This is a genomic window from Actinotignum vesiculae, assembly GCF_051267215.1.
In the GTDB taxonomy this organism is placed as follows: domain Bacteria; phylum Actinomycetota; class Actinomycetes; order Actinomycetales; family Actinomycetaceae; genus Actinotignum; species Actinotignum schaalii.
Map to the genome: position 1 here is coordinate 1 of NZ_JBOZGG010000006.1, position 21,264 is coordinate 21,264.

General features: G+C 62.4%; 16 protein-coding genes. 3 read left to right on the plus strand and 13 right to left on the minus strand.

Annotated features, from left to right (window positions below; translation table 11 throughout):
• Nucleotides 1-459 precede the first annotated feature (459 nt).
• The 3 genes from tyrS to ACRQHG_RS04330 form a co-directional block, all read right to left on the minus strand.
• Nucleotides 460-1,719 carry a tyrosine--tRNA ligase gene (gene tyrS / locus ACRQHG_RS04320; RefSeq protein ID WP_284889506.1) on the minus strand — a complete coding sequence of 420 codons (1,260 nt, stop codon included), beginning with the start codon at nucleotides 1,717-1,719 and terminating at the stop codon, nucleotides 460-462.
• Nucleotides 1,720-1,815: 96 nt separating this feature from the next.
• Nucleotides 1,816-3,246 carry an argininosuccinate lyase gene (gene argH, locus ACRQHG_RS04325; RefSeq protein WP_435713419.1) on the minus strand — a complete coding sequence of 477 codons (1,431 nt, stop codon included), beginning with the start codon at nucleotides 3,244-3,246 and terminating at the stop codon, nucleotides 1,816-1,818.
• 134 nt (nucleotides 3,247-3,380) lie between these two features.
• Nucleotides 3,381-4,067, minus strand: a complete 687-nt coding sequence (locus ACRQHG_RS04330; RefSeq protein ID WP_435719606.1) for a nitroreductase family protein — start codon at nucleotides 4,065-4,067, stop codon at nucleotides 3,381-3,383.
• Nucleotides 4,068-4,344: 277 nt separating this feature from the next.
• On the opposite strand from ACRQHG_RS04330, the gene ACRQHG_RS04335 reads away from it, so the two are divergent.
• Nucleotides 4,345-5,892, plus strand: a complete 1,548-nt coding sequence (locus tag ACRQHG_RS04335) for an MFS transporter (RefSeq protein ID WP_435713421.1) — start codon at nucleotides 4,345-4,347, stop codon at nucleotides 5,890-5,892.
• A 267-nt stretch (nucleotides 5,893-6,159) separates the two neighbouring features.
• Here the strand turns inward: ACRQHG_RS04335 and ACRQHG_RS04340 are convergent, their stop codons facing one another.
• From ACRQHG_RS04340 to ACRQHG_RS04365, 6 genes are all read right to left on the minus strand, one after another.
• Nucleotides 6,160-7,395 (minus strand): argininosuccinate synthase, encoded by a 1,236-nt coding sequence (locus ACRQHG_RS04340; protein WP_026428863.1) that lies wholly within the window; start codon nucleotides 7,393-7,395, stop codon nucleotides 6,160-6,162.
• 2 nt (nucleotides 7,396-7,397) lie between these two features.
• Nucleotides 7,398-7,871: an arginine repressor gene (locus ACRQHG_RS04345; RefSeq protein ID WP_087070718.1), complete on the minus strand. Its 474-nt coding sequence runs from the start codon at nucleotides 7,869-7,871 to the stop codon at nucleotides 7,398-7,400.
• Nucleotides 7,872-7,986: 115 nt separating this feature from the next.
• On the minus strand, nucleotides 7,987-9,609 hold the full coding sequence (locus ACRQHG_RS04350) for a dynamin family protein (protein ID WP_435713422.1): 1,623 nt from the start codon (nucleotides 9,607-9,609) through the stop codon (nucleotides 7,987-7,989).
• Nucleotides 9,588-11,507: a dynamin family protein gene (locus ACRQHG_RS04355; protein ID WP_435713423.1), complete on the minus strand. Its 1,920-nt coding sequence runs from the start codon at nucleotides 11,505-11,507 to the stop codon at nucleotides 9,588-9,590. Before ACRQHG_RS04355 ends, ACRQHG_RS04350 begins: the two co-directional genes overlap by 22 nt.
• Nucleotides 11,504-12,820, minus strand: a complete 1,317-nt coding sequence (hisS, locus tag ACRQHG_RS04360) for a histidine--tRNA ligase (protein WP_087070714.1) — start codon at nucleotides 12,818-12,820, stop codon at nucleotides 11,504-11,506. The genes ACRQHG_RS04355 and hisS overlap by 4 nt, the downstream gene beginning before the upstream one ends.
• Before the next feature lie 13 nt (nucleotides 12,821-12,833).
• Nucleotides 12,834-13,562, minus strand: a complete 729-nt coding sequence (locus tag ACRQHG_RS04365; RefSeq protein WP_435713425.1) for an MBL fold metallo-hydrolase — start codon at nucleotides 13,560-13,562, stop codon at nucleotides 12,834-12,836.
• Between the two features lie 141 nt (nucleotides 13,563-13,703).
• On the opposite strand from ACRQHG_RS04365, the gene ACRQHG_RS04370 reads away from it, so the two are divergent.
• Together ACRQHG_RS04370 and ACRQHG_RS04375 are read left to right on the plus strand one after the other, a co-directional pair.
• Entirely contained in the window at nucleotides 13,704-14,996 is a 1,293-nt protein-coding gene (locus ACRQHG_RS04370; RefSeq protein WP_435713426.1) for a DUF349 domain-containing protein, read from the plus strand.
• Between the two features lie 89 nt (nucleotides 14,997-15,085).
• Nucleotides 15,086-15,565 carry a hypothetical protein gene (locus ACRQHG_RS04375; protein WP_148304033.1) on the plus strand — a complete coding sequence of 160 codons (480 nt, stop codon included), beginning with the start codon at nucleotides 15,086-15,088 and terminating at the stop codon, nucleotides 15,563-15,565.
• On the opposite strand, the gene ACRQHG_RS04380 is transcribed toward ACRQHG_RS04375, so the two are convergent.
• The 4 genes from ACRQHG_RS04380 to secD are packed head-to-tail and all read right to left on the minus strand — an operon-like array spanning nucleotide 15,562 to nucleotide 21,263.
• Nucleotides 15,562-17,865 carry a RelA/SpoT family protein gene (locus ACRQHG_RS04380; RefSeq protein WP_435713427.1) on the minus strand — a complete coding sequence of 768 codons (2,304 nt, stop codon included), beginning with the start codon at nucleotides 17,863-17,865 and terminating at the stop codon, nucleotides 15,562-15,564. The genes ACRQHG_RS04375 and ACRQHG_RS04380 overlap by 4 nt on opposite strands.
• 19 nt (nucleotides 17,866-17,884) lie before the next feature.
• Nucleotides 17,885-18,427, minus strand: a complete 543-nt coding sequence (locus tag ACRQHG_RS04385; RefSeq protein WP_026428855.1) for an adenine phosphoribosyltransferase — start codon at nucleotides 18,425-18,427, stop codon at nucleotides 17,885-17,887.
• Nucleotides 18,424-19,524 (minus strand): protein translocase subunit SecF, encoded by a 1,101-nt coding sequence (gene secF / locus ACRQHG_RS04390; RefSeq protein WP_435713039.1) that lies wholly within the window; start codon nucleotides 19,522-19,524, stop codon nucleotides 18,424-18,426. The genes ACRQHG_RS04385 and secF overlap by 4 nt, the downstream gene beginning before the upstream one ends.
• Nucleotides 19,524-21,263, minus strand: coding sequence for a protein translocase subunit SecD (secD, locus tag ACRQHG_RS04395; protein ID WP_435713428.1), 1,740 nt, complete (start codon nucleotides 21,261-21,263; stop codon nucleotides 19,524-19,526). Before secD ends, secF begins: the two co-directional genes overlap by 1 nt.
• Nucleotide 21,264: the final 1 nt, after the last annotated feature.

A 21,264-nucleotide genomic window follows, 5' to 3' on the forward strand; every position in this document is an offset into this window, starting at 1 on the left:
TCTACATCAAACAGACTGGTTGGTCCGAGGAGGAAATCATTCACGCTCAAGAAGAGCAACCCCGTTAGCCTACCACCGTGGCCTGGTTCTTTCAAACCAGGAAGCCTGTGGACTAGAACATAATCACGAGGATTCCGTGTCGCTTTAAGGCGTTTCCGGCTCTCGGCGACGGATAACAAGCTTACAAGCCCGGCCCGCTAGACGCAAATCAAACCAGAGAGACACCCACCACACCCAGCCCAAATACCCCAAAAACAACCAGAAAACTAACCAAAAACTCCCGAAAAACCAATGAAAACCCCGGAGATCCCCTACCAACACAGATCCCCCATCCATTCACCAATTCGCGCACCCTGCAACATAGAAGCGGCGGCGCTACCACCGGTAACGCCGCCGCTATCTACCACGATCTATCCCGCTTCACGCGCGAGAATCGTTCTTTGTTCTTGACTAAGCCCTCTACTCCGCCACGCGAATAACCGCGAGGTTCTTCTTACCCTTGCGGAGTACCACGACTCCACCGGGCAAAACATCCTCGCTGCTGAGCACGTCCGCTTCCCCAACCTTGCGATTGTTGATATTCAAGCCGCCGGATTTTGCGGTGCGCCGCGCAGCACCCAGGCCTCGTTCCTGGCCCGTGGCCACGAAGAGCTCCGGAATGGGAGTTCCCAGGCTTGCGCTGGCCTGCGGTAGCTCCGCCACCGCATCACGCAAAGTATCCGCATCCAGAGCGGCCAAGCCGTCACCGCCGAAAAGGGCCCGCGAGGCATTCTCCACCCGTTCGGCCACGTCCGCACCGTGCACCCAGGTCGTGACGTCTTGCGCCAGCACCCGCTGCGCACGCCGTTCCTGGGGCCGCTCGGCAACAGCCACCGCCAATTCCTCGATTTCTTCCCGAGTGCGGAAAGTGAAGACCTTGAGCATATGCACCACGTCTTCGTCAGCGGTATTGAGCCAGAACTGGAAGAACTTGTAGGGGCTGAGCATCTCCGGGTTGAGCCATACGGCCCCGCCTTCGGATTTCCCGAACTTCGTGCCATCCGATTTAGTAATGAGCGGGTTCGTGAGCACGTGCACCGACTCTCCTGTCACCTTGCGGATGAGGTCCATGCCGCCCACGAGATTGCCCCACTGGTCATTCCCGCCCACTTCCAGGGTGCAACCGTAGCGGGTAAACAGCTCCAGGTAATCATTGGCTTGGAGCACCTGGTAGGAAAATTCGGCATAGGAAATACCTTCATCGGATTCCAGGCGCCGCGCCACGATGTCCTTGGAAAGCATCGTCCCGAGCCGGAAGTGTTTACCCAGGTCACGCAGGAAATCAATCGCCGAAAGCTGCCCGGTCCAATCCAGGTTATTGACGAGCCGCGCCGGATTATCACCTTCGAAATCCAGCAGGCCGCGCAGCTGCCCGGCCAGAGATTCCACCCATCCGGCCACGGTGTCTCGTGAATTGAGCGTGCGTTCAGTCGAGGGGCGCGGATCCCCAATGAGCCCGGTCGCTCCGCCCACCAGCACCAGCGGATGGTGCCCGGCGAGTTGGAGGTGCCGCATGAGCTTCACGGCGACAAGGTGTCCGTGGTGCAGCGAAGCCGCCGTCGGATCAAAACCACAATAGAAGGTGACCGGACCGGAGTTCAGCGCGCTCCGCAGCGCGTCAATATCCGTATGCTGGGCAATCAGCCCGCGCCATTCCAGTTCCTCAAGAACGTCCTTCACGTCTCGTGTCCTTCCCTTATGCTTCGCGCGCCACGGGCCTTTCCGTAACGTCACGTCCGGACGTTATCACGCCCGGTTTTTTCTTGCCACTATTTTTTACGACGACGCCGCATCGGTCGCGCTGCGGGCAAAGCCCTCCGCGCGCCCGATGGATTCCCGCACACTCGCCAGCTGCTCAGCAACCCGCTCCGGGGCGGTGCCGCCCGCCCCCCGCCGGGCCCCTACAGAGGCGGCCACCGTGAGTACCTCCCGAACATCCGGGGTGAGCCGCGTGTCGATGGAGCGCAGCTCGTCGTCGTTCATATCCCATAGTTCGATGCCGCGTTTTTCGCAGAAAGCGACCGCGCGGCCCGAAATCTCGTGGGCTTCGCGGAACGGAACCCCACCGCGCACCAGCCACTCCGCAATATCGGTAGCCAGGGAGAAGCCTTGGGGCGCCAGCTCGGCCATGCGTTCGTAATTGAGCACCATGGTTTCCACCATGCCCGCAACCGCGGGGAGGAGGAGGTCGAGGGTGTCGATGGCGTCGAAAACCGGCTCTTTATCTTCTTGGAGATCGCGGTTGTAGGCGAGCGGGAGCCCCTTAAAGGTGGCCAGCAGTCCGGCGAGGTCGCCGATGAGGCGCCCGCTTTTGCCGCGGGTCAATTCGGCCACGTCCGGGTTCTTTTTCTGGGGCATAATCGAAGAGCCGGTCGCGTAGGCATCATCAAGGGTGACGAAGCGGAATTCGCGGGTATTCCACAAAATAATTTCTTCGGAGAGCCGAGAGAGATCCACCCCGATCTGGGCGCAAATATAGCTGAATTCGGCTACCAGGTCCCGCGCGGCGGTGGCATCGATGGAATTGTGTTCCGGGGAGCTAAAGCCCAGCTCTACCGCAATCGCCTGTGCATCCAGGCCCAGGGTATTCCCCGCCAGTGCCCCGGCACCGTAGGGCGAATAGGCCGCCCGCTTATCCCAGTCCTGCCAGCGCGCAATATCGCGCAGCAGGGGCCAGACGTGGGCGAGTAGATGATGGGCCACCAGCACCGGCTGGGCGTGCTGGAGGTGGGTGCGCCCGGGCATCACCGCATCCCCGGCGCGCTCTGCCTGGGAGACGAGCGCCCGCACTACCGCCAGCAGCTTGCCACTCAGGTGCCGGGCGGCGTCGCGCAAGTACATGCGGATGAGGGTGGCGATTTGATCATTGCGCGAGCGCCCGGCCCGCAATTTACCGCCCAGCTGCGGCCCGGCTTCCGCCAGCAGGGCGCGCTCCAGGGCGGTATGCACATCTTCGTCGTCAGGGGCCGGGGTGAGTTCCCCGCTGGCTACCCGCTGCCCGAGAGTGTCCAGCGCCGCGAGCATCGCGGTGAGTTCAGCCTCGTCCAGGAGTCCCGCACCGGCCAGCGCCCGCGCGTGGGCGCGGCTGCCGGCCAGATCATAAGGCGCCAGGCGCCAATCAATATGAGTCGAGCGTGAAAGTTCGGTCAGGGCATCGGCGCTGGCGCCGCTAAAGCGCCCACCCCACAGGGCGAGATGTTCAGTCATTGCACCATTCTAAGCGCCGCTACTTTCCCGCGGAAAGTTTCGCCACTCTCGCGCGGAAAGTTTCGCCGCCCTCCCGCAGGAAGCTTCACCACTCTCCTGCGCCGCGTTCTGTAGCGCACTCGCCCGGCGCCGAGTTACTTTCCCACGGGAAGTGCCACGTCAAAGCCCTGCGCCCCGATGGCGGCCAGCAGTCGCCCGCGCCGCGCCACCGAGCCGCTCAGGCGGGTGGGCACGTACTCGGTGAAGGGCCCAACCGGCTTTCCGTAGCGAATATCAACCCAGGGCGCGATGGCGGCGTCGTACTCCCGCAGCGATTCTACCGCCGATTCCGGTTCCTGGTAGTGGTCGGTGAATACGCGCAAGCCGGCATCCATACGGGGTTTGAGCTCCGGAATCCGCTCCTGATTGGGGTAGCCCATAATGAGGCCGATAACCGGGAACGTAAGTTCGGGCAGCTCAAGCACCTGGCAGACGCGCCAGGCGCGGCGGGTATCCGCCACGAAAATCCACAATTCGGGTGCCTGCGCCACGTAAGCCTGGGTGCACACCTCCGCAATGGCCTGGCGGCGGGCCGGATCCTGGACCCGAATAATGGTGGCGTATTGCATACCCTGCGAGGTGGCGGCGTGCAGGGCCGCGTTCACCAGGGTGGCGGTGAGTTCCTCGCCGAGAGGCCGGCCGTCGAAATCGCGGATGGTGCGGTGGTTAAGTTGCGTGCGGAGAGTGGCAGCGGCAGCGGCGCGAGCAGCATCGCCAGCAGCGTCACCCGCAACGCCGCCCGCGGGAAGCGTTTCTTCTGAAGTTTTTTGTGAAGTATCCATATGCGTATTGTCCCACGCTTGGGCCGCGGCGCAAGATTCGTCACAGCTGAGGTTCGCGGGGAATGCTGCTATGCTGGCACCCGTACCGGGACTGCTGTCTCTGCTTGCTCGCCTCCGTGCGGGCTCTTTTTGTGCATGCGCCCGGGATTGCCGGTTCTGCCGCTCTCCCGCCGCTCACCTTTGTACACCACAGCATCGCAGAGTTACCGGAGCTAGTGTGCGCTCGTCTCACGGCTAGAACTATGCCGGAAACGTGCGCGTTGTTGTGAAGGATGGAATGGAAAATACGCGTTATTTCACGATTCCGGGTTCGGACCGAACGTATGACCGCAATAAGCTCCTCGTGGTGCTCATTGTTGCGCTGGTCATGTCGCTCATCCAGGTCAGCTCGGTCAATAATCTTCTTCCCATTATCGAAACGGGGCTGAACGCCGGCCGCGGCGATATTCAATGGGTGCTCTCCGGCTATTCGCTGGCCTTCGGGCTGCTCCTGGTGCCCGCGGGCCGCATGGGCGATATTTTCGGGCGTTCTTCGCTGTGGATGATCGGGATGGCGGTCTTCACGCTGGGCTCCCTGCTGTGCGGGGTTGCCAGCGATGCCCTCATCCTCAATATCGCACGAGCCCTCCAGGGCATCGGTTCGGGGATTTTCTCGCCCCAGGTCACCGGCATGATTATGCAGTATTTCGACGGGCACGCCCGCGCGAAAGCTTTTGCCTATATGGGTCTGGCCATTTCCGCTTCGGTGGCCGTGGGGCCGCTGCTCTCGGGTAGCCTCGTGCAGCTCTTCGGCCCCGTGGGGTGGCGATGGTCCTTTATTCTCAACGTCCCGCTTGGCTTGCTTGGTTTGGGGCTGGGTATTTTCTTGCTGCCGTTCCTGAAGGAACGGCGCGCTATTGGCGACGACGCCGCTAAGATCGACGCCGCCTACCGGGCGGAAATGGAACGCCGGGGCCAACCGGTTGGCCGCCGGCGCGGGCATCGCCTCGACCTTGACCCGATAGGGATGACCCTGCTGACCCTCGCGGTGCTCTGCCTCATGCTGCCCTTTATGTCTCATTTCGCCTGGCGCTGGGCGCTGCTGGGCGGTGGGGCTCTCCTTGGCTTGGCCTGGGTGCTCTGGGAGCATTCTTATGCCAAGCGCGGGCGTATCCCCATGGTGAATTTGCGCCTCTTCCGCATTGAGTCATTCAGCTTCTGCACCTCGATCACCGCGATCCAATTCCTGGGAACCACCTCTGTTTTCGTGGTGCTGGCGATGTATCTCCAGCAGGGTATGGGATTCAATGCCTTGCAGGCCGGGTTGCTCGGCTTGCCCAATGCGATTGCTTCGGCCTATGCCTCGGTGTGGGCGGGGCGCTACGCGGTGGCCTGGGGGCGGCATGTCCAAGCCGGGGCTTTCGCGCTCGCGCTGGTCTCGCTCGCTTCCAGTATTCCGCTGGCCGCCGGCGTTGCCTACGCCGGCTGGAGCCCGTGGTGGATTTCCCTGCCGATCTGCGTTTTCGGCTTCGGGATTGGTGTGATCGGTTCGGTCAACCAGACCCAGGCGATGATTGACGTTCCGCGCGCCCACGGCGGTACCGCGGGCGGGGTCCAGCAGACCAGCCAGCGTATTACCACCGCTATCGGCAATGCCATGGTGACCGCAATCCTCTTCGCTTTCGTCAACGAGGGCACCCCGCGCGGGGACGGGGCATGGTTCACCGGCTACGCGGCTTCCATGGGGACGATCTGCGTTATTGTGGCGCTCGCCCTGACTGTCTCGATTATTTTCATGCGGCGGCCCGCCTCACCGGCGATGCTGCGCGCCCGCGAGGGGAAATAAGCCGAGGAAGTAAGCGGGGGAAGTAAGCCGGACCCGCCGGCGCAGGCGCCCGTAGCGCTCTATTCGTAGCGCCTGCATGGCTCTATTCTCAGCGGGATAGCTCCGCACATCATAAACGGGGCCGAGGTCGTGCATAACGACCCCGGCCCCGTTCTCTATATGTCGTATCGCCTGATCCGCGAACCTTAGCTCGGCTGTACGGGCGAAACTAGTTCAGCCGCGCTCATACGCCCGAGTTCAACCGGGCGAGCACATTAGTTCAGCCGCTTAGTTCAGCCGCGCCGGCGGGATGGCCACCCCGCGCCCGAAGGTTACATCGCGGGCGGCGGCGAGTTTGGCCGGTAGCCCGGTCAGCTCGATGAAGCCCTTGGCGTGGGACTGGTCGAAGGAATCACCGGCATCGTAGGTAGCTAGGTTGAAATCGTAGAGGGAGGCGTCCGAACGCCGCCCGGTCACGGTGGCGCGCCCGCCATGCATAACCATACGAATATCGCCGGAGACGTAGCGCTGGGTATCTTCGATGTAGGCATCGAGGGAGCGCTTGAGCGGGGAGAACCACTGGCCTTCGTATACGATATCCGCCCAGCGATCCGTAACGGTGCGCTTGAAGCGCGCCTGCTCGCGATCCATGGTCACATTTTCCAGCTCTTTATGTGCGGTGAGCAGCGCCATGGCGCCCGGTGCCTCGTAAATTTCACGGGACTTGATGCCCACGTAGCGGTCTTCAACCACGTCGATCCGGCCAATCCCCTGCTTTCCAGCTCGCTTATTGAGCTGTTCAATAGCTTGCAGCGGGGTCACGGCTTCGCCGTCGATCTTGACCGGAATACCACCCTCAAAAGTGATGATCACTTCATCGGGCAGCGGCGGGTAAGTCGGGTCATCCGTGTAGGTATACACATCCTTAGTGGGTGCATTCCACAGGTCTTCGAGGTACCCGGTTTCAATAGCCCGGCCCCACACATTCTGATCAATGGAGAAGGGATTATGGTGGGTGGTTTCGATGGGCAAATTGTGCTTATTGGCGTAATCAATAGCGAATTCGCGGGTGAGCGCGAGATCGCGCACCGGGGATAGGCAGGCCAGATCCGGCCCCAATTGGGTAATGCCGTTTTCGAAACGGACCTGGTCATTGCCTTTTCCGGTGCATCCGTGCGCCACCGTGGTGGCCCCGAATTGCCGGGCCGCGGCCACCAGGTGCTTGACGATAACCGGGCGGGAAATAGCGGAAATAAGCGGGTAGGCGTCCATGTAAAGCGCCCCGGCCTTGAGGGCCGGCATGCAGTACTCGCTGGCGAATTCATCGCGGGCATCGGCGATATAGGCTTCCACGGCCCCGCAATCGAGGGCGCGCTGGCGAATGGTCTCCAGATCCTCGCCGCCCTGGCCCACATCCACGGCGACCGTGATGACTTCGGCTCCGGTTCGCTCCCCGATCCAGCCGATCGCCACCGAGGTATCCAGTCCGCCCGAATAGGCGAGAACTACCCGCTCCTTCGCCATTATTACTCCTTTTTCTCCCCCATCGCGAGGAGGTGTTGCCTGATCTCTACCGCGCGTTCTTCGCTGCGGGCAATAACCAGCACGGTGTCATCTCCGGCAACGCAACCGAGCACACCATCCAGGCGCGCCCGGTCAATCCCGGCGGCGAGTAGCTGCGCGGCCCCGGGTGGGGTGCGCAGCACGATCTGGTTGAGAGCGCATTCGGCGCTGAGCAGTATTTCACGAGCCCACCGCGCCAGGCGCTCCCCCGTATCCATCGTCTGGTCAGCGATGCGATATGCCATCGATCCGTCCACCCGGATCTTAACGGCCCCTAAATCGTCTAAATCGCGGGAGAGCGTAGCCTGGGTGACATCCACCCCGGCACGTATGAGATACTCCCGCAGTTCATTTTGGGAACCGATGAGATGAGCATCCAGAATCGAGGCGATAAGCCCTTGGCGGGCAGTGCGACTCGAAGGAATTCCGGCGGTCACAATGATCCTTTCGCATCACCGGGGCACGCGAACCGACGACCCGCGTCCCCCTTGCATTATAATCATACACGTGTGTGCAAGTTCTTGCATTACACGCGGCGGGTGCCGGCCCGAGTCAGGCAGACACCCGCATTAATGATGCCACGGCGCGCGCAAAGTCTCGGTAGCGTTCCATTTCCGCGCGGAACGGCGCCAGTACATTTTCGCGGACTTCCGTTTCAATAGCGGCACGTGCCCGCGTGGTCACCTGCCGTTCCAGGCGCTGCGCTCCCCGCGTGCGCGCGGCCCGCGCGATCATACTTACGACGACGCCGCACACCACGCCGGCCAGCAAGCAGATAAGGCTCGTTCGGCGCAGCCCCAGCGGGAGGGTTACTCCCCCGGCCCCGGTGATGATTCCGGCGGCTAGTCCTAGCGCGCCCAGCACCAGAGCGGCGAAAGCGAGCCATTGGAGGGCAGCGACGCAGCCCCACCAGCGGGGCCTATGCCAGGTCTGGCTTTCCCGCGCAATAATCCGGGCGATGCTATCGGCAAGCCGCGCGGCCTGCCGGGAATTTTCATCCCGCACCGCCCCGCGCCAGGAACGCGGGAGGAAACGGGTGGCCTGGACCGTGAATTCCGCTAGCGCTACCCGAGTTTTTTCCACCGCTCCGGAGCTGGCCACCGCATCAGAGCTGTCTGCCACGTATGACCTGGTATCCGAATGAGACGTGACTCCCGCTGTGGAACTCAGCACAGCATCCGTACCGCTTCCCTTCCCACCGCCGTTCCCACTGCCGGGGCGGGCCCGCCTGCTCCATCCACGCAGCAACGGCCAGGCGGTAGTGCGGCGTGCTGCCTTGCGGTAGTGGCCTGCCGCTTCGCGTGCTGCGGCGCTGAGTCCGCCCGCGCGTGCCAGGCCGGCAACAAGCTCGTCTACCCCGGCAATATCGGTGAGGTCACGCGGATACCCACCTTGCTCAATGATGTTCTCCGTGAGCGCGGCTCCCGCGGTTCGCACATCCGCAGCGAGTTTTTCCGCCGCGGCGCTCTTCCCCGCCGCGATTTCTACGAGCGCCCCGCGGATCTCATCAATACCGCGCCCGGTGAGCGCGGAGGCCGCCACAATATCCGCGCTTACTCCTTCCGCGGCGAGGATACGCCCCAGATCCGCCACAATTGCTTGTTCATCGGCCGCGCCCAGGCGATCCACCTGGTTGATAACGATGAGCAGGGAGGAATGATATTCGCCCATCGCGGCCAGGAAATCTTCGTGCACCACGGCATCGGCGTATTTTTGCGGGTCGAGTACCCAGATCACCACATCGGCTCGGGCGATAATACGCTCGGCCTGGGCCCGGTGGGTCTCCGCCGTGGAGTCAATATCGGGAAGGTCCACGAGCACCAGGTTCGCGGTGGTATCGGGAGCTAGCTGGAGTAGAACTTTGCGTTCGTGCACCCCGAGCCAATCGAGCACATCGGAGGCGTGACGCCCCGAGACCCCCAGGGGTGCGCGGGTAGCTGGCCGGGTGGCGGCCACTCCGGCCACTTCCTGCCCTACGATGGCGTTGAGCAGGGAGGATTTCCCCGAGCCGGTGGCACCGGCCAGGGCTACCACGGTGCGGTCGGTTCCTAGCAGCCCGCGCTGGCGGGCGCGGTCGAGCACATCGCGTACCTGGCTGCGCACCGATTCGTCGAGGTAGGCACCGCCCAGGTCCAGGGACCGCTCCAGGTTTTTTAATCCAGTGGGGAGATCCATCCTCGCCTCCCTTCCGCGCTGCGCATCGCTTCATCTAGCTCGTTTAGAGCTTCCGTGCTGATTCCCAAGCGTGCGATTTCCTCTCGGTAGGGTGCGGCGGTGGCCGCGAAGAACTCGTCGGTGCGCCCGAGGAGATCCTCGGTGGCGGTGGTAGCCATGCGGCGAACGGCGTCGTCGCCGAAAATAGCTTCCAAAACGCGCTGCGCTACCACGGCCGTTCCCCCAGCGATCGCGACTTCCCCACCGGTGAGGCCGGCGGTGTGGGCGAAAACGACGAGCATAAGCGTCACGCCCACCGCGTTGATGCCGAGGGAGACGATGCGCGCGGTGAGCTGTTTGCCGCGTCCGCGCTCGCCGAGCATATCCATAAGGGAACGGCGCCAATCGCGAACCAGGGCCCCGGCAGCTTCCCGGCGCGCCGCGGCATAAGGATGAGCCGCGGTATCCGTACTCCGGGCCGCGGTATCACGCCCGGCATCTGCCGCCGACGCATTATTCCCGGTCGCGGTATCCGCGCCGCGGGCTTCGACCGCGAGGACGATTCCGGCTCCGGCCGCGCTGCGTTCTAATTCGGTGGCAAGGCGGGTGGTGAGGCTGGCGTCCGCGGTGAGGAGCATCTCGGTGAGGGAATCTTCGATGGCTTCCCCCACGGCCTCCTCGCTCGCGTTCTGGCCAGCTGTGCGCCGCAGGCTCAGCCGGTCGCGCCAGCGCGTCACGCCCGATTGCAGGGCGCGGGCCCACTGCCCGCTGCCGAGCATCTCATGCCAGCGGCGCAGCACCTCGCCACGCAGCACGGTTCCATCCGCGATAGCTGACTCGATACTGGCGCGCGTTTCTTTCAGCGCGGAGGTGACATCCGCGTCTAAACGCTTGGCCTCCTCGACCTGTTCACGGTACGAGGCGCGCGCCTGCGCGCAGGTGTCGGCCAGGCTGCCGAGCGCCCCGGAAAGGGTTTGGCGCGCCACCGAAGCGCGCGAGCGTTCATCGCGGGCGAGCCCGGCGAGCCATTCGCGCAGCGGAGCCACATCGGCTTCCGGAATGCCCGGCGCCCCCGGGTACTCCGTGATAACAAAAAGCGGGGCGCTGCCCAGGCCGCGTTCCTCGAGCCGGCGGATGAGATCGGGGCGAATCGCCGCGGCATCCCCCACCGGAACCCGATTGAGAACCACAGCGATAACAATATTGCGCGCGGCGGCCTCATCCAGGAGGGCCCAGGGAATCGCATCCGAGTAGCGCGCGGCGGTGGTAACAAAAATCCACAGATCAGCAGCCTGGAGCAACTGCCCGGCCAGCCTCCGGTTATCCCCCTCGACCGAGTCAATATCCGGGGAGTCCACCAGCGCCAGCCCGCGCGGCACCTGAGGCGAGTCCACCAGGCGAATTTCGCCGCTCGCCTGCGCTGCCGGAGCACTGTTAGCCGCAGCTGCGCCGTCGTTCACAATCTCACGCGAAGGTGCCGTGCCGTTCGTAGCTTCCACGGCGCCGTCGTTCACAACAGTAGCTACGCCGGTGCCGGAACGTTCGTCCGCAAGCGCGGCGCCGTCGCCGCTCAGGCGCGCAAGCCCGGGGAAAATACGGTCGTCGGAAAACCACGCCTCCTCCCCGGGAGCGTGGGCGAGCACCGGGATCCGGGTGGTAGGGCGCAGCGCCGAGGACGCGGTAACCGGAGCACCCACCAGGGCGTTCACCAGGGCTGATTTACCCGAACCGGTGGACCCGCCCACCACCGCCACCAGCGGCGCATCCAGACAGCGCAGGCGCGGGAGCACGTAATCATCGAGTTGGTGGAGTGCGTCCGTGCGGGCATCGCGCCCGTCCGCCGCACCCGGGGTGGGCAGCGGGAAGCTCAGGTTTTCCAGCGCCTGGCGGACCCGCTCGAGGGAAGGCAGGCGACTCACGGCATAATCACCCGCGGGAAGCGATCTTCTTCCGGCGGAGTCCAGGTATCCGGGTCAGCGGGGACCTGGGTGCCCGAGCGCACATCACGGACCTGTTCACCTTCCGACGTCGTAAACCATACAAAAGGAATGCCGCGCTTATCGGCTGCCTTAATCTGTTTCCCGAATTTCGTGGCATTATGCGAAACGTCCGCGGGAATACCGCGGGCACGCAGGCGCGCCGCGATGGTGGAGGCGTGGTGCCGCTCGGATTCATCGTTCACCGCCACGTACACGGCCGTGGGAACCTTGCGGCTAGCGCGCAGCAGATCCTGGTGCAGGAAGCGCGCGAGCAGGCGCGAGACCCCGATGGACAGGCCCACGCCCGGGTAGCTGCGGTTCCCGGCCGTGGCCAGGTTATCGTAACGCCCGCCCGAGCACACCGAGCCGAGATCTTCGTGCCCTTCCACCGTCGATTCGAAAACGGAACCGGTGTAATAGTCCAGGCCGCGCGCGATGGACAGATCCGCGCTCACCGACCCGGGGATAAGAGAATTCGCTTCGGTCACGAGCGTTGCGAGTTCTTCCAGACCTTCTTCCAAAAGCGACGACGACGCACCGAGCGCGCGGACTTTGTCAACGAACGAGGCATCTTCGGTGGTGATACCCGCCAAGCTCAAAGCGAGTTTCGCCTGCTCCTCGCTTGCTCCCACGTGTTCGGAGAGCAGCTCGGTCACTACCTGCGGGCCGACCTTGTCGAGCTTATCGAGGATGCGCAGGGTTTCCTCGGTGTTCTCCAGGCCGATGGCTTCGTAGAAGCCCTGGGCGAGTTTGCGGTTCGAGGCACGCACCCGCACCCGCGGGATGGGAAGCTTGCTCAGCGCATCCACCATGACGAGGGGCAGCTCAATATCGTGGTGGAAGGCGAGGGTATCCTGGCCGACCACATCAACATCGGCCTGGTAGAACTCCCGGAAACGCCCGTCCTGGGGGCGTTCGCCGCGCCAGACCTTTTGGATCTGGTAGCGCTTGAAGGGGAAATCGAGCTTCCCGGCGTTCTCCAGCACGTAGCGGGCCAGCGGCACGGTGAGATCGAAGTGGAGGCCAAGGCCAGAATCCTGGCCCTCCTCGCCCTGGAGGCGGCGCAGCACATAGACTTCTTTGGAGGTTTCGCCCTTGCGCAGGAGCTGATCCATAGGTTCGACGGCGCGAGTTTCCACCCCCGAAAAACCGTGCAGTTCAAAGGTGGAGCGCAGGGTGTCAAGAACTTTCTGCTCCACAATGCGAGCTTGCGGGAGCCATTCGGGAAAACCGGAGATCGGCGCAATTTTCATAGGTACTATTCTTTCACTTCATCGCAATATAGGCGCGCAGGTACGGCGAGGCTTTGAGTTCGCGTGCCAGGGTGGAAGGTTTGCCGTGGCCGGGGAAGAAAATCGTGGAGCCGTCCACCTCGGCAACGATGGTGCGCAAGGAGGCGCGCATCTGCGCATCGTTCCCACCCGCGAGGTCGGTGCGGCCCACCCCGTCCCGGAAGAGCACATCTCCGGTGATCATGAAATTCTCCCCGAAGCCCCAATCGGGAAGCTGCGGAGTTTCCGGATCCGCTTCGAAACGCCCCGAGAAGAGGAACACGGTTGAGCCTTCGGTATGCCCGGGGGTGGCGATGGCGCGCAGGTGCACGCCGGGAACCAACTCCGTTCCTTCCCCGTATATCTCTTCGGGAAGGGGCACGATCTTCTCCGGTTTCACCCAGGAGCGCCCCCCGGTGGCCGCCAGGACGAGCGGCGCGTAAAAAGCGTTGGCAATGGGATTATCCAGCCGGTAGGCATCACCTTCGGCGATATAGCACGGTACGCTCGAGCCGGCCACTACCCCGGCATCCCATACGTGATCCCCGTGCCCGTGGGTTGCCAGCACCGCGCCCAGGCGCAGGTTGCGGGCGGCCAGGGTGCGCTCCACCCACGGCGCGCTTCCCGCTCCCGCATCAATAACCAGGGCGACCCGGTGAGTAGGGTCGGCCATAATATAGCAATTCGCCTCCAGGGCAGTATCGGAATACCGCAAGAAAATCATGCATTAACCGTATCCTTTCTCCCGATTTTTTCCTACTGACACCCGGAATCCCTTTTACCGTGGCACAATTGTGGTATACCGTAAGAATTAAAATTGTCCCGCGGCGTGTACCGCACGCCTCTTTCTCCACAAGGAGTAACAATGTCCACAGCTCATCCCGCTCAGCCCGCTCCCGCGCCGCTGGATCCGGCCGCCGTCGCCAAAGCCCGTCCGTTCGGGCGTGTGGACGACGAAGGGAAGGTGTGGCTCAAGGATGGGGATACCGAACGGGTCGTTGGCCACTACGCGGCTTCCGGCACCGAAGATGATGCCCTGGAATTCTATATCCGCCGCTATATTGACCTGGATACCCAGGTGAGCCTGGCAGAAACGCGCGCCCACCACGTATCTCCCGAAGAAAGCCGCAAGTCAATCGCATCCTTGCGTAAGGAACTGGCCGAACCAGCCGCCGTGGGTGATATCGCGGCGCTGCGCACCCGCCTCGATAAGCTTGAGGAAGTCGTGGCGGTGCGGGCCAAGGAATACGCGGCCCAGCGTGCCGCAGCCAAGGAAGCTGCCCTCCAGGAGCGCACCCAGATTGTGGAACGCGCTGAGGAAATCGCCAACGCGAATCCGCATACGATCCACTGGCAGAATACCCGCGCTGAGCTCAATGATCTTTTTGAGAACTGGAAGCGGGCCCAGCGCCAGGGTGCCCGTATTGATCGCCCCACCGAAGAAGCGCTCTGGCGGCGTTTCGCTACCGCCCGTTCCACCTTTGATCGGGCCCGGCGCAACCACTACAAGGAATTGGATGTGCGCCGCAGCCAGGTGAAGGCCACTAAGGAGAAGCTCATCGCGGAAGCTGCCGCGCTTTCCTCCTCCACCGATTGGCGGGAAACCGGGGAACGCTACCGCGAACTCATGGATGAGTGGAAGCGGGCCGGGCGGGCCGGGCGCCGCGATGACGATAAGCTCTGGGAGCGTTTCATGGCTGCCCGTCAGCCCTTCTACGATGCCCGGGACGCGCATTTCAGCCAGGTGGATAGCCAGTACGCGGAAAACCTGGCCGCCAAACTTGAATTGGTGGCGGAAGCCGAAGCTCTTCTTCCCATTACCAATGTGGATGAAGCCCGCGAAAAGCTCCGTGAGATCGGGGAACGCTGGGATGAGATCGGCTTCGTGGCCCGCGGTGATATTGCCCGGACCGAAGGCCGCATGCGGGAAATTGAAGAGAAGGTCCGCGCGGCGGAAAACGACCGTTGGAACCGCACCGATCCGGAAAAGCAGCAGCGTTCTTCCGGGATGGCCGCCCAGCTCGAAGCGCTTATTGCCGAACTCGATGAGGAAATCGCCCAGGCCCAGCAGTCCGGCGATGAAAAGAAGCTCACCGAGCTGAACGAAGCACGGGCCGCTCGCGTGGCCTGGCTCGAGCAGGTCAACAAGGATCTGTAACTTTTCCTACCTGTGGATAAACGCAAGCCGCTCTCCCCGCCTGGGGATAGCGGCTTGCGCTATTTTCTTCGCCATCGCACACTCTCGGTATGTATGTGGATGCGGTGCAGCGCCTGGATATCAATGCTGGTTTGCTGGTGGAATATGCCCCCGGGCTGGTGTGCGCGGCTGATTGCGCTGCCTATCGGGCGCTGCGGGCCTCTCTTCTTGCCCCGTTGGTGGGAAGCGGTGCTATTGCCATCACCCTGAGCGCACTATGGGTTCATACCGGGTATTGGCCGGCGGACCGGCTGGTGCGGGTCTGTAGCGTGCGGGTGAAGTCTCGGGCTCGCCGCAAGCCGCCACCCGAGGAACGCCAATCAATAGCAGGCTTGTGCTTGACTACCCTGCCGCGCACAATCACGGATATTTTCCACCAGGAAGAACTTCACCTCGCGATTACCTGCGCATTGGAAGTGGCGCGGCGTCGCCTTCTCGAAGCTGATGAGTGGGACGCGGTAGCACGGAGCCTCGCCGGGCGGCAGCATGCCGCCGCCCGCAGTGCGTTGCGTGCCATTGCCCTGCGCTAGCCGCGCGGGGGTTCCACCCGGCGCTGGTTGGCGGGCTTCGAGTTGGTGACCCGGTAGGCGTCGTACACACCTTCGATTTTGCGTAAGTCAGCGAGCACCCGGGCCAGGTGGTGGGGGTCGGCCATCTCGAAAGTGAAGGTGTTACGCACCATGCGTTCCTTGGTGGTCATCATATTGCCGGCTAGGAGATTCACCCCGTTATCCAGCAGAGCCCGGGAAATATCGGAAAGCAAGCCCTGGCGGTCCAGGGCATCCACCTGGACCTGGATCACGTAGACAGCTTCGGAATCATCGGCCCAATGCACCTCGAGGAAGCGTTCGGGTTGCTTTTGCAGCTGTTCCACATTGGGGCAATCCGCCCGGTGAATCGATACTCCCGAGCCGCGGGTCACGAAACCGACGATGGCATCGGGGGGAACCGGGGTGCAGCAGCGGGCCAGTTTGACCATAACATCGCCGGCTTCCATGCCCTGGACCACCACGGCGTTATCGGTACTCGCGGTGCTCTGCCGCCGCGAAATACGGTTCGGGGTCACGGCCTCCGCCAGGGTTTCTTCCACCCCGGCCTGCCCGCCCTGGGAGGTAATGAGGTTACGCACCACGGTTTCGGGGGAAATATCCCCTTCCCCGATACCGGCGTACAGATCATCCACGGAACTGCGCCCGGCTTCCCGTGCGACTTCCGCGAGGGTGTCATGGCTCATGAGGCGCTGGACGGGCTGGTTGCGCTTGCGGATAGCGCGGGCCAGCTTATCCTTGCCTTCTTCCACCGCTTCATCCCGGCGGCTCTTCTTGAACCACACCCGGATCTTGGCGCGGGCGCGCGGGCTGGCCACAAAATCAAGCCAGCCGAGGGAAGGTCCGGCATCGGGGCTTTTCGCGGTAATGATCTCGACCGTATCCCCCGATTCCAGCTTGTGGTCTAGGGTGACAAGGCGATCATTCACCCGCGCACCCACGGTGCGGTGCCCCACTTCAGTGTGGACGGCATAGGCGAAATCGACCGGGGTGGCACCGGTGGGAAGTTCCATGACTTCCCCGGCCGGGGTAAAAACATAAACCTTATTGCCGGAGATCTCATAGGAGAGTGATTCGAGGAATTCCGCCGGGTCCGCGGTTTCCCGCTGCCAATCGACCAGCTGGCGCAACCAGTTAAGCTGCGTGGTTTCTTCATCGACTTTCGCGGCACCGCCCCCGCGCTTGGTGGCATTCGGGTTTTCTTTGTAACGCCAGTGCGCGGCCACGCCGTATTCGGCGCGTCGATGCATATCGTAGGTGCGGATCTGGATTTCCAGGGAACGGTTATCCGGGCCGATGACCGTGGTGTGAATTGACTGGTAGAGGTTGAATTTCGGGGTGGTGATATAGTCCTTGATTCGCCCCTGAATCGGCGTGAAAATCGTATTGGCCACGCCCAGAACCGCGTAGCAATCCGGGATGGTTTCTACCAGCACCCGCACGCCCACAAGGTCGTAAATATCCTCGAAGTCCTTACCCCGCAAAATCATTTTCTGATAGATGGAGTAATAGTGCTTGGGGCGGCCGGTGATCGTGCATTTGATATGGGAAGTCTTGAGCTCCCGCTCCAAGATCGCCTTGATTTTCGCGATATACGCTTCGCGTTCCGGGGTGCGTTCTTGCACCAGGGATTCGATTTCGGCGTAGACCTCAGGGTACATGGTTTTGAAGGAAAGATCTTCAAGTTCCCATTTAATGGAATTCATGCCGAGGCGATGCGCGAGGGGCGCGTAAATTTCCAGGGTTTCATGCGCCTTGGAGCGCGCCTTTTCCTGCGGCATGAAACGCCAGGTGCGGGCATTATGAAGCCGGTCGGCAAGTTTAATGAGGAGTACGCGGATGTCTTTAGACATCGCGATCACCATTTTGCGTACGGTTTCAGCCTGCGCGGCTTCCCCGTATTCGACCTTATCGAGCTTCGTGACCCCGTCCACGAGGAGTTCCACGGTGGAACCAAAATTCTCCCGGACCTGCTCGAGGGTGTATCCGGTATCTTCCACCGTGTCATGGAGGAGGGCTCCCACGAGAGTGTCCTCATCCATACCGAGTTCGGCGAGGATGGTTGCCACCGCGACCGGATGCGTAATATACGGCTCTCCTGAGCGCCGCTTCTGGCCGCGGTGGCATTCCTCCGCCACGTTATACGCCCGGATAATGCGTTCCTTATCCACATTTCCCAGGGCGCGCATAAGGGGTTCCAGGGCATCAGGAACCTGGCTGGCCGTGCGTCCGGTCAACCACGATAGCCGCGATAGTACCCGCGGACCTTGCGATTCCGACATGCCCTACTCCCCTCTTGACTTAATCGAAGGTTAGCACCGCTTCGACCTGCCTACCGGCCAGACGCTCCCGGCCGCCCATACCTGCCAGCTCAATGAGCATGCACAGGCCGGCCACAATCCCGCCTGAGCTTTCTACCAGCTCACAGGCGGCGTGTGCGGTTCCACCGGTGGCGAGAACGTCATCGATGATGAGAACGCGCTGTCCATCTTCAATATTAAAGGGCTGAACTTCCATGCGGGCCGAACCGTATTCCAGTTCATAATCAACCCCGATCACCGGCCCGGGCAGGCGCCCGGCTTTGCGGATGGTGACCATCCCCAGACCCATGGCGTAGGCCAGCGGAGCGGACAAAATAAATCCGCGTGATTCCAGCCCGGCGACGGCGTCGATCTTACCTTCGTAGTGGCGCGCCAGCTCATCAATAAAGAGGTGGAAAGCTTCACCGTCGGCTATGAGCGGGGTGATATCGCGAAAGATCACCCCGGGGGCCGGGAAGTTTTCACGTTCTCGCACCCGGCTGGCCGCGAGTTCCACGAGTTGCGAAGAAAACGCACTACTCACTTCTTGCTCCTCTTCTTGCGGCGCGGCTGCGCTGCATTACCGAGATGGTGACCCGGTTCAAGAACCGCAGATACCACGTCTTCTTCGGCAACGCCGCCGGCCTCAACGCGTTCGGCGCGCGCGGCGGCCACTTCCGCGTTATGAGCCTTGATACGCGGATCGGCATTCGTCAGGGTGACGGCGAGGGGCGCGGCCAAGAAGATGGAGGAGTACGCCGAGAGCAACAGACCCACGAAGAGCACCAGCGCCAGATCACGCAGCGTCCCCGCACCCATGAGGTACACCCCGATAAAGAGGATAGAGGCCACCGGCATAATCGAGGTGACCGAGGTGTTAATGGAGCGAATAAGGGTCTGATTGACAGCGTGGTTTGTGGATTCCCCGAAGGTCACGCGGTGCTGGCGCAGCACGTGTTCGGTATTTTCACGAACCTTATCGAAGACCACCACGGTGTCGTACAGGGAGTACCCGAGGATGGTCAGCAGGCCGATAACGGTGGACGGCGTGAATTCGAAACCGAAGAGGCAGTAAATCCCCACCGTCACCACAAGATCGTGGAAGAGCGCAACGATAGCACCCAGGGCATTACGCCAGGACCGCATATAGGCCCAGAGGGCCAGCAGCACCAGCACGATAAAGACCACGAAACCTTGGAGGGCCTTCGTGGAAATATCCTGCCCCCATACTGGGCCGATATAGGTGGAGGTGACATTCTGAACGGAGGTGCCGTAAGCTTCGGCTAATTCCGTGCGAATCGCTTCCGTTTCCGCGTTCCCCACCCCGGTACCGTCGGCATTCGCCGAGGTCTGGATACGCAGGGAGTTCTCCCCCACCTGGGCCACGCGCGCGGCTTCATCCCCGCCGTGGCGGGCCATGATATCCGAGGCGAGGCGCTGATCGGTGGTTTGCGCTTCCGAGACCGTGAACTGGGATCCCCCGGTGAACTCAATACCCATATTGAGTCCGCGGGTGAACAGCGCGATAAACGAGGCGATTACGCAGATAATCGCGATGGTGTACCAGGTCTTGCGCCGCTGCACAATTTTGAAGCTGCGCCGCCCGGAGTAGAGATCATTACCTAAGCTGTACATCGACATTAGGCGTTCTCCTTTCCCTCGCTGCTCGCGGGGAGAGCGGCCCGGCGTTCCCGGGTGCGCCGCTCGGCGAGCGAGCCTTCCCCGGGAACCTTACGGCCGCGGTACGCCGGGGTATGCGCCAAATGCTTGGCGGACATACCCGATGCCGGGTGCCCCCCGCCGAAGAACTTGGTGCGCACCAGCAGCGTCATAAGCGGATAGGTAAACATAAAGACGACGACGAGGTCGAGGATGGTGGTGAGCCCCAAAGTGAAGGCGAAACCGCGCACCGAACCCACCGCGATGAAGTAGAGCACCCCGGCCGCGATGAGGTTGACGGAGTCAGAGGCGATAATCGTGCGGGTCGCGCGCTTCCAACCGCGCTGCACCGCGGTGCGGACAGCGTGCCCGTCACGAATCTCATCGCGGATACGTTCGAAGAACACGATGAAGGAATCGACCGTAATACCGATGGAAATAACCAGGCCGACGACGCCGGCCATCGACAATCGGTAACCCATCACCCAGGAGAGCAAACAAATAACCCCGTAGGACAGACCCGTGGCAAGCACCACCGAACCCACCGCCACAATGGCGAGGGCGTGGTACTGCCAGACGAGGTAAAGAACAATAAGCACAAGACCGATCAACCCGGCCACCAGGCCCGCGCGCAGCGATTCAGAACCGAGGGTGGCCGAAATTTGCTGTTCGGATTGCACCTCGAATTCCAGGGGCAGCGAACCGAATTGCAACTGATTGGCCAGCACGCGCGACGTCGTCGCATTAATACCGGAACCGTTAATACTGGCCTGCCCACCCGAAATCTGCGTTTGCGGAACCGCGGAGGAAATGACGCGCCCGTCCAACACGATAGCGAATTGGTTTTGGGGACTTTGTAAGCCCACCAGCCGCCCGGTCACTTCGGAGAACTTCTGGGCGCCCTCGTTATCGAATTCCAGCTGCACGATCCACTGGCCCTGCTGCTGATCGAAACCGGAGGTGGCGCGCGTCAAGTTCGTTCCGGCAATTTCGGCCGGGCCGAGCACGTACTTGTAAGGCGTCACTTCGCCGGTTTTGGAATCTTCGCTTTGCCCGCAAGCCACCAGCGCGGTATCCGGGTTTTCTTCCGGAGCGGTGGCGGGGTTTTCCGCGGTGCAATCCAAAGTCAGCGCATCGTAGGTGACCCGCTCGGTTTTGGCCCAGGCCGGATCCGAAGCGCTGGTGGGCTCGCTAGGCGGAGTGGTGGAGAGCTTGCCGTCCCCGTCCGCGTCGGCGGCCTTCATGGCGGCTTCTTCCAGCGCGGTACCGGTGAGAGGCGCGGCGTTCTCACCTTCGCCCTTCATGGTTCCCGGGTTCGCCATGGCGAGCACCGGGCGCATCCGCAACACCGCGGAATTGCGCACGAGGTCGAGGGTTTCCTGGCTGGGGTGCCCGGGCAGACCCACCACAATATTCGAGCCACCCTGGGAGGTGATCTCCGCTTCTGCCACACCCGAGGCGTCCACGCGCTGGCGAATAATTTCAATCGCCTGGTTGACATCTTCCGAGGTGATCTCGGAATTGTCCGTGGTCTTCGGGGTGAGAATAAGCTCCGTGCCCCCTTCCAGGTCGAGGGCGAAATTCGGGGTCCACCGGGATTCCGATCCGGATCCCGCTACCGAGCCCACGCCCAGGGAGACGAAGAGCGCGATCGCCAAGATCGCAAGGGTAATGATCCGGCGCCAGGATAACCGGACGCCGGAATTTTTAGATTGAGACATA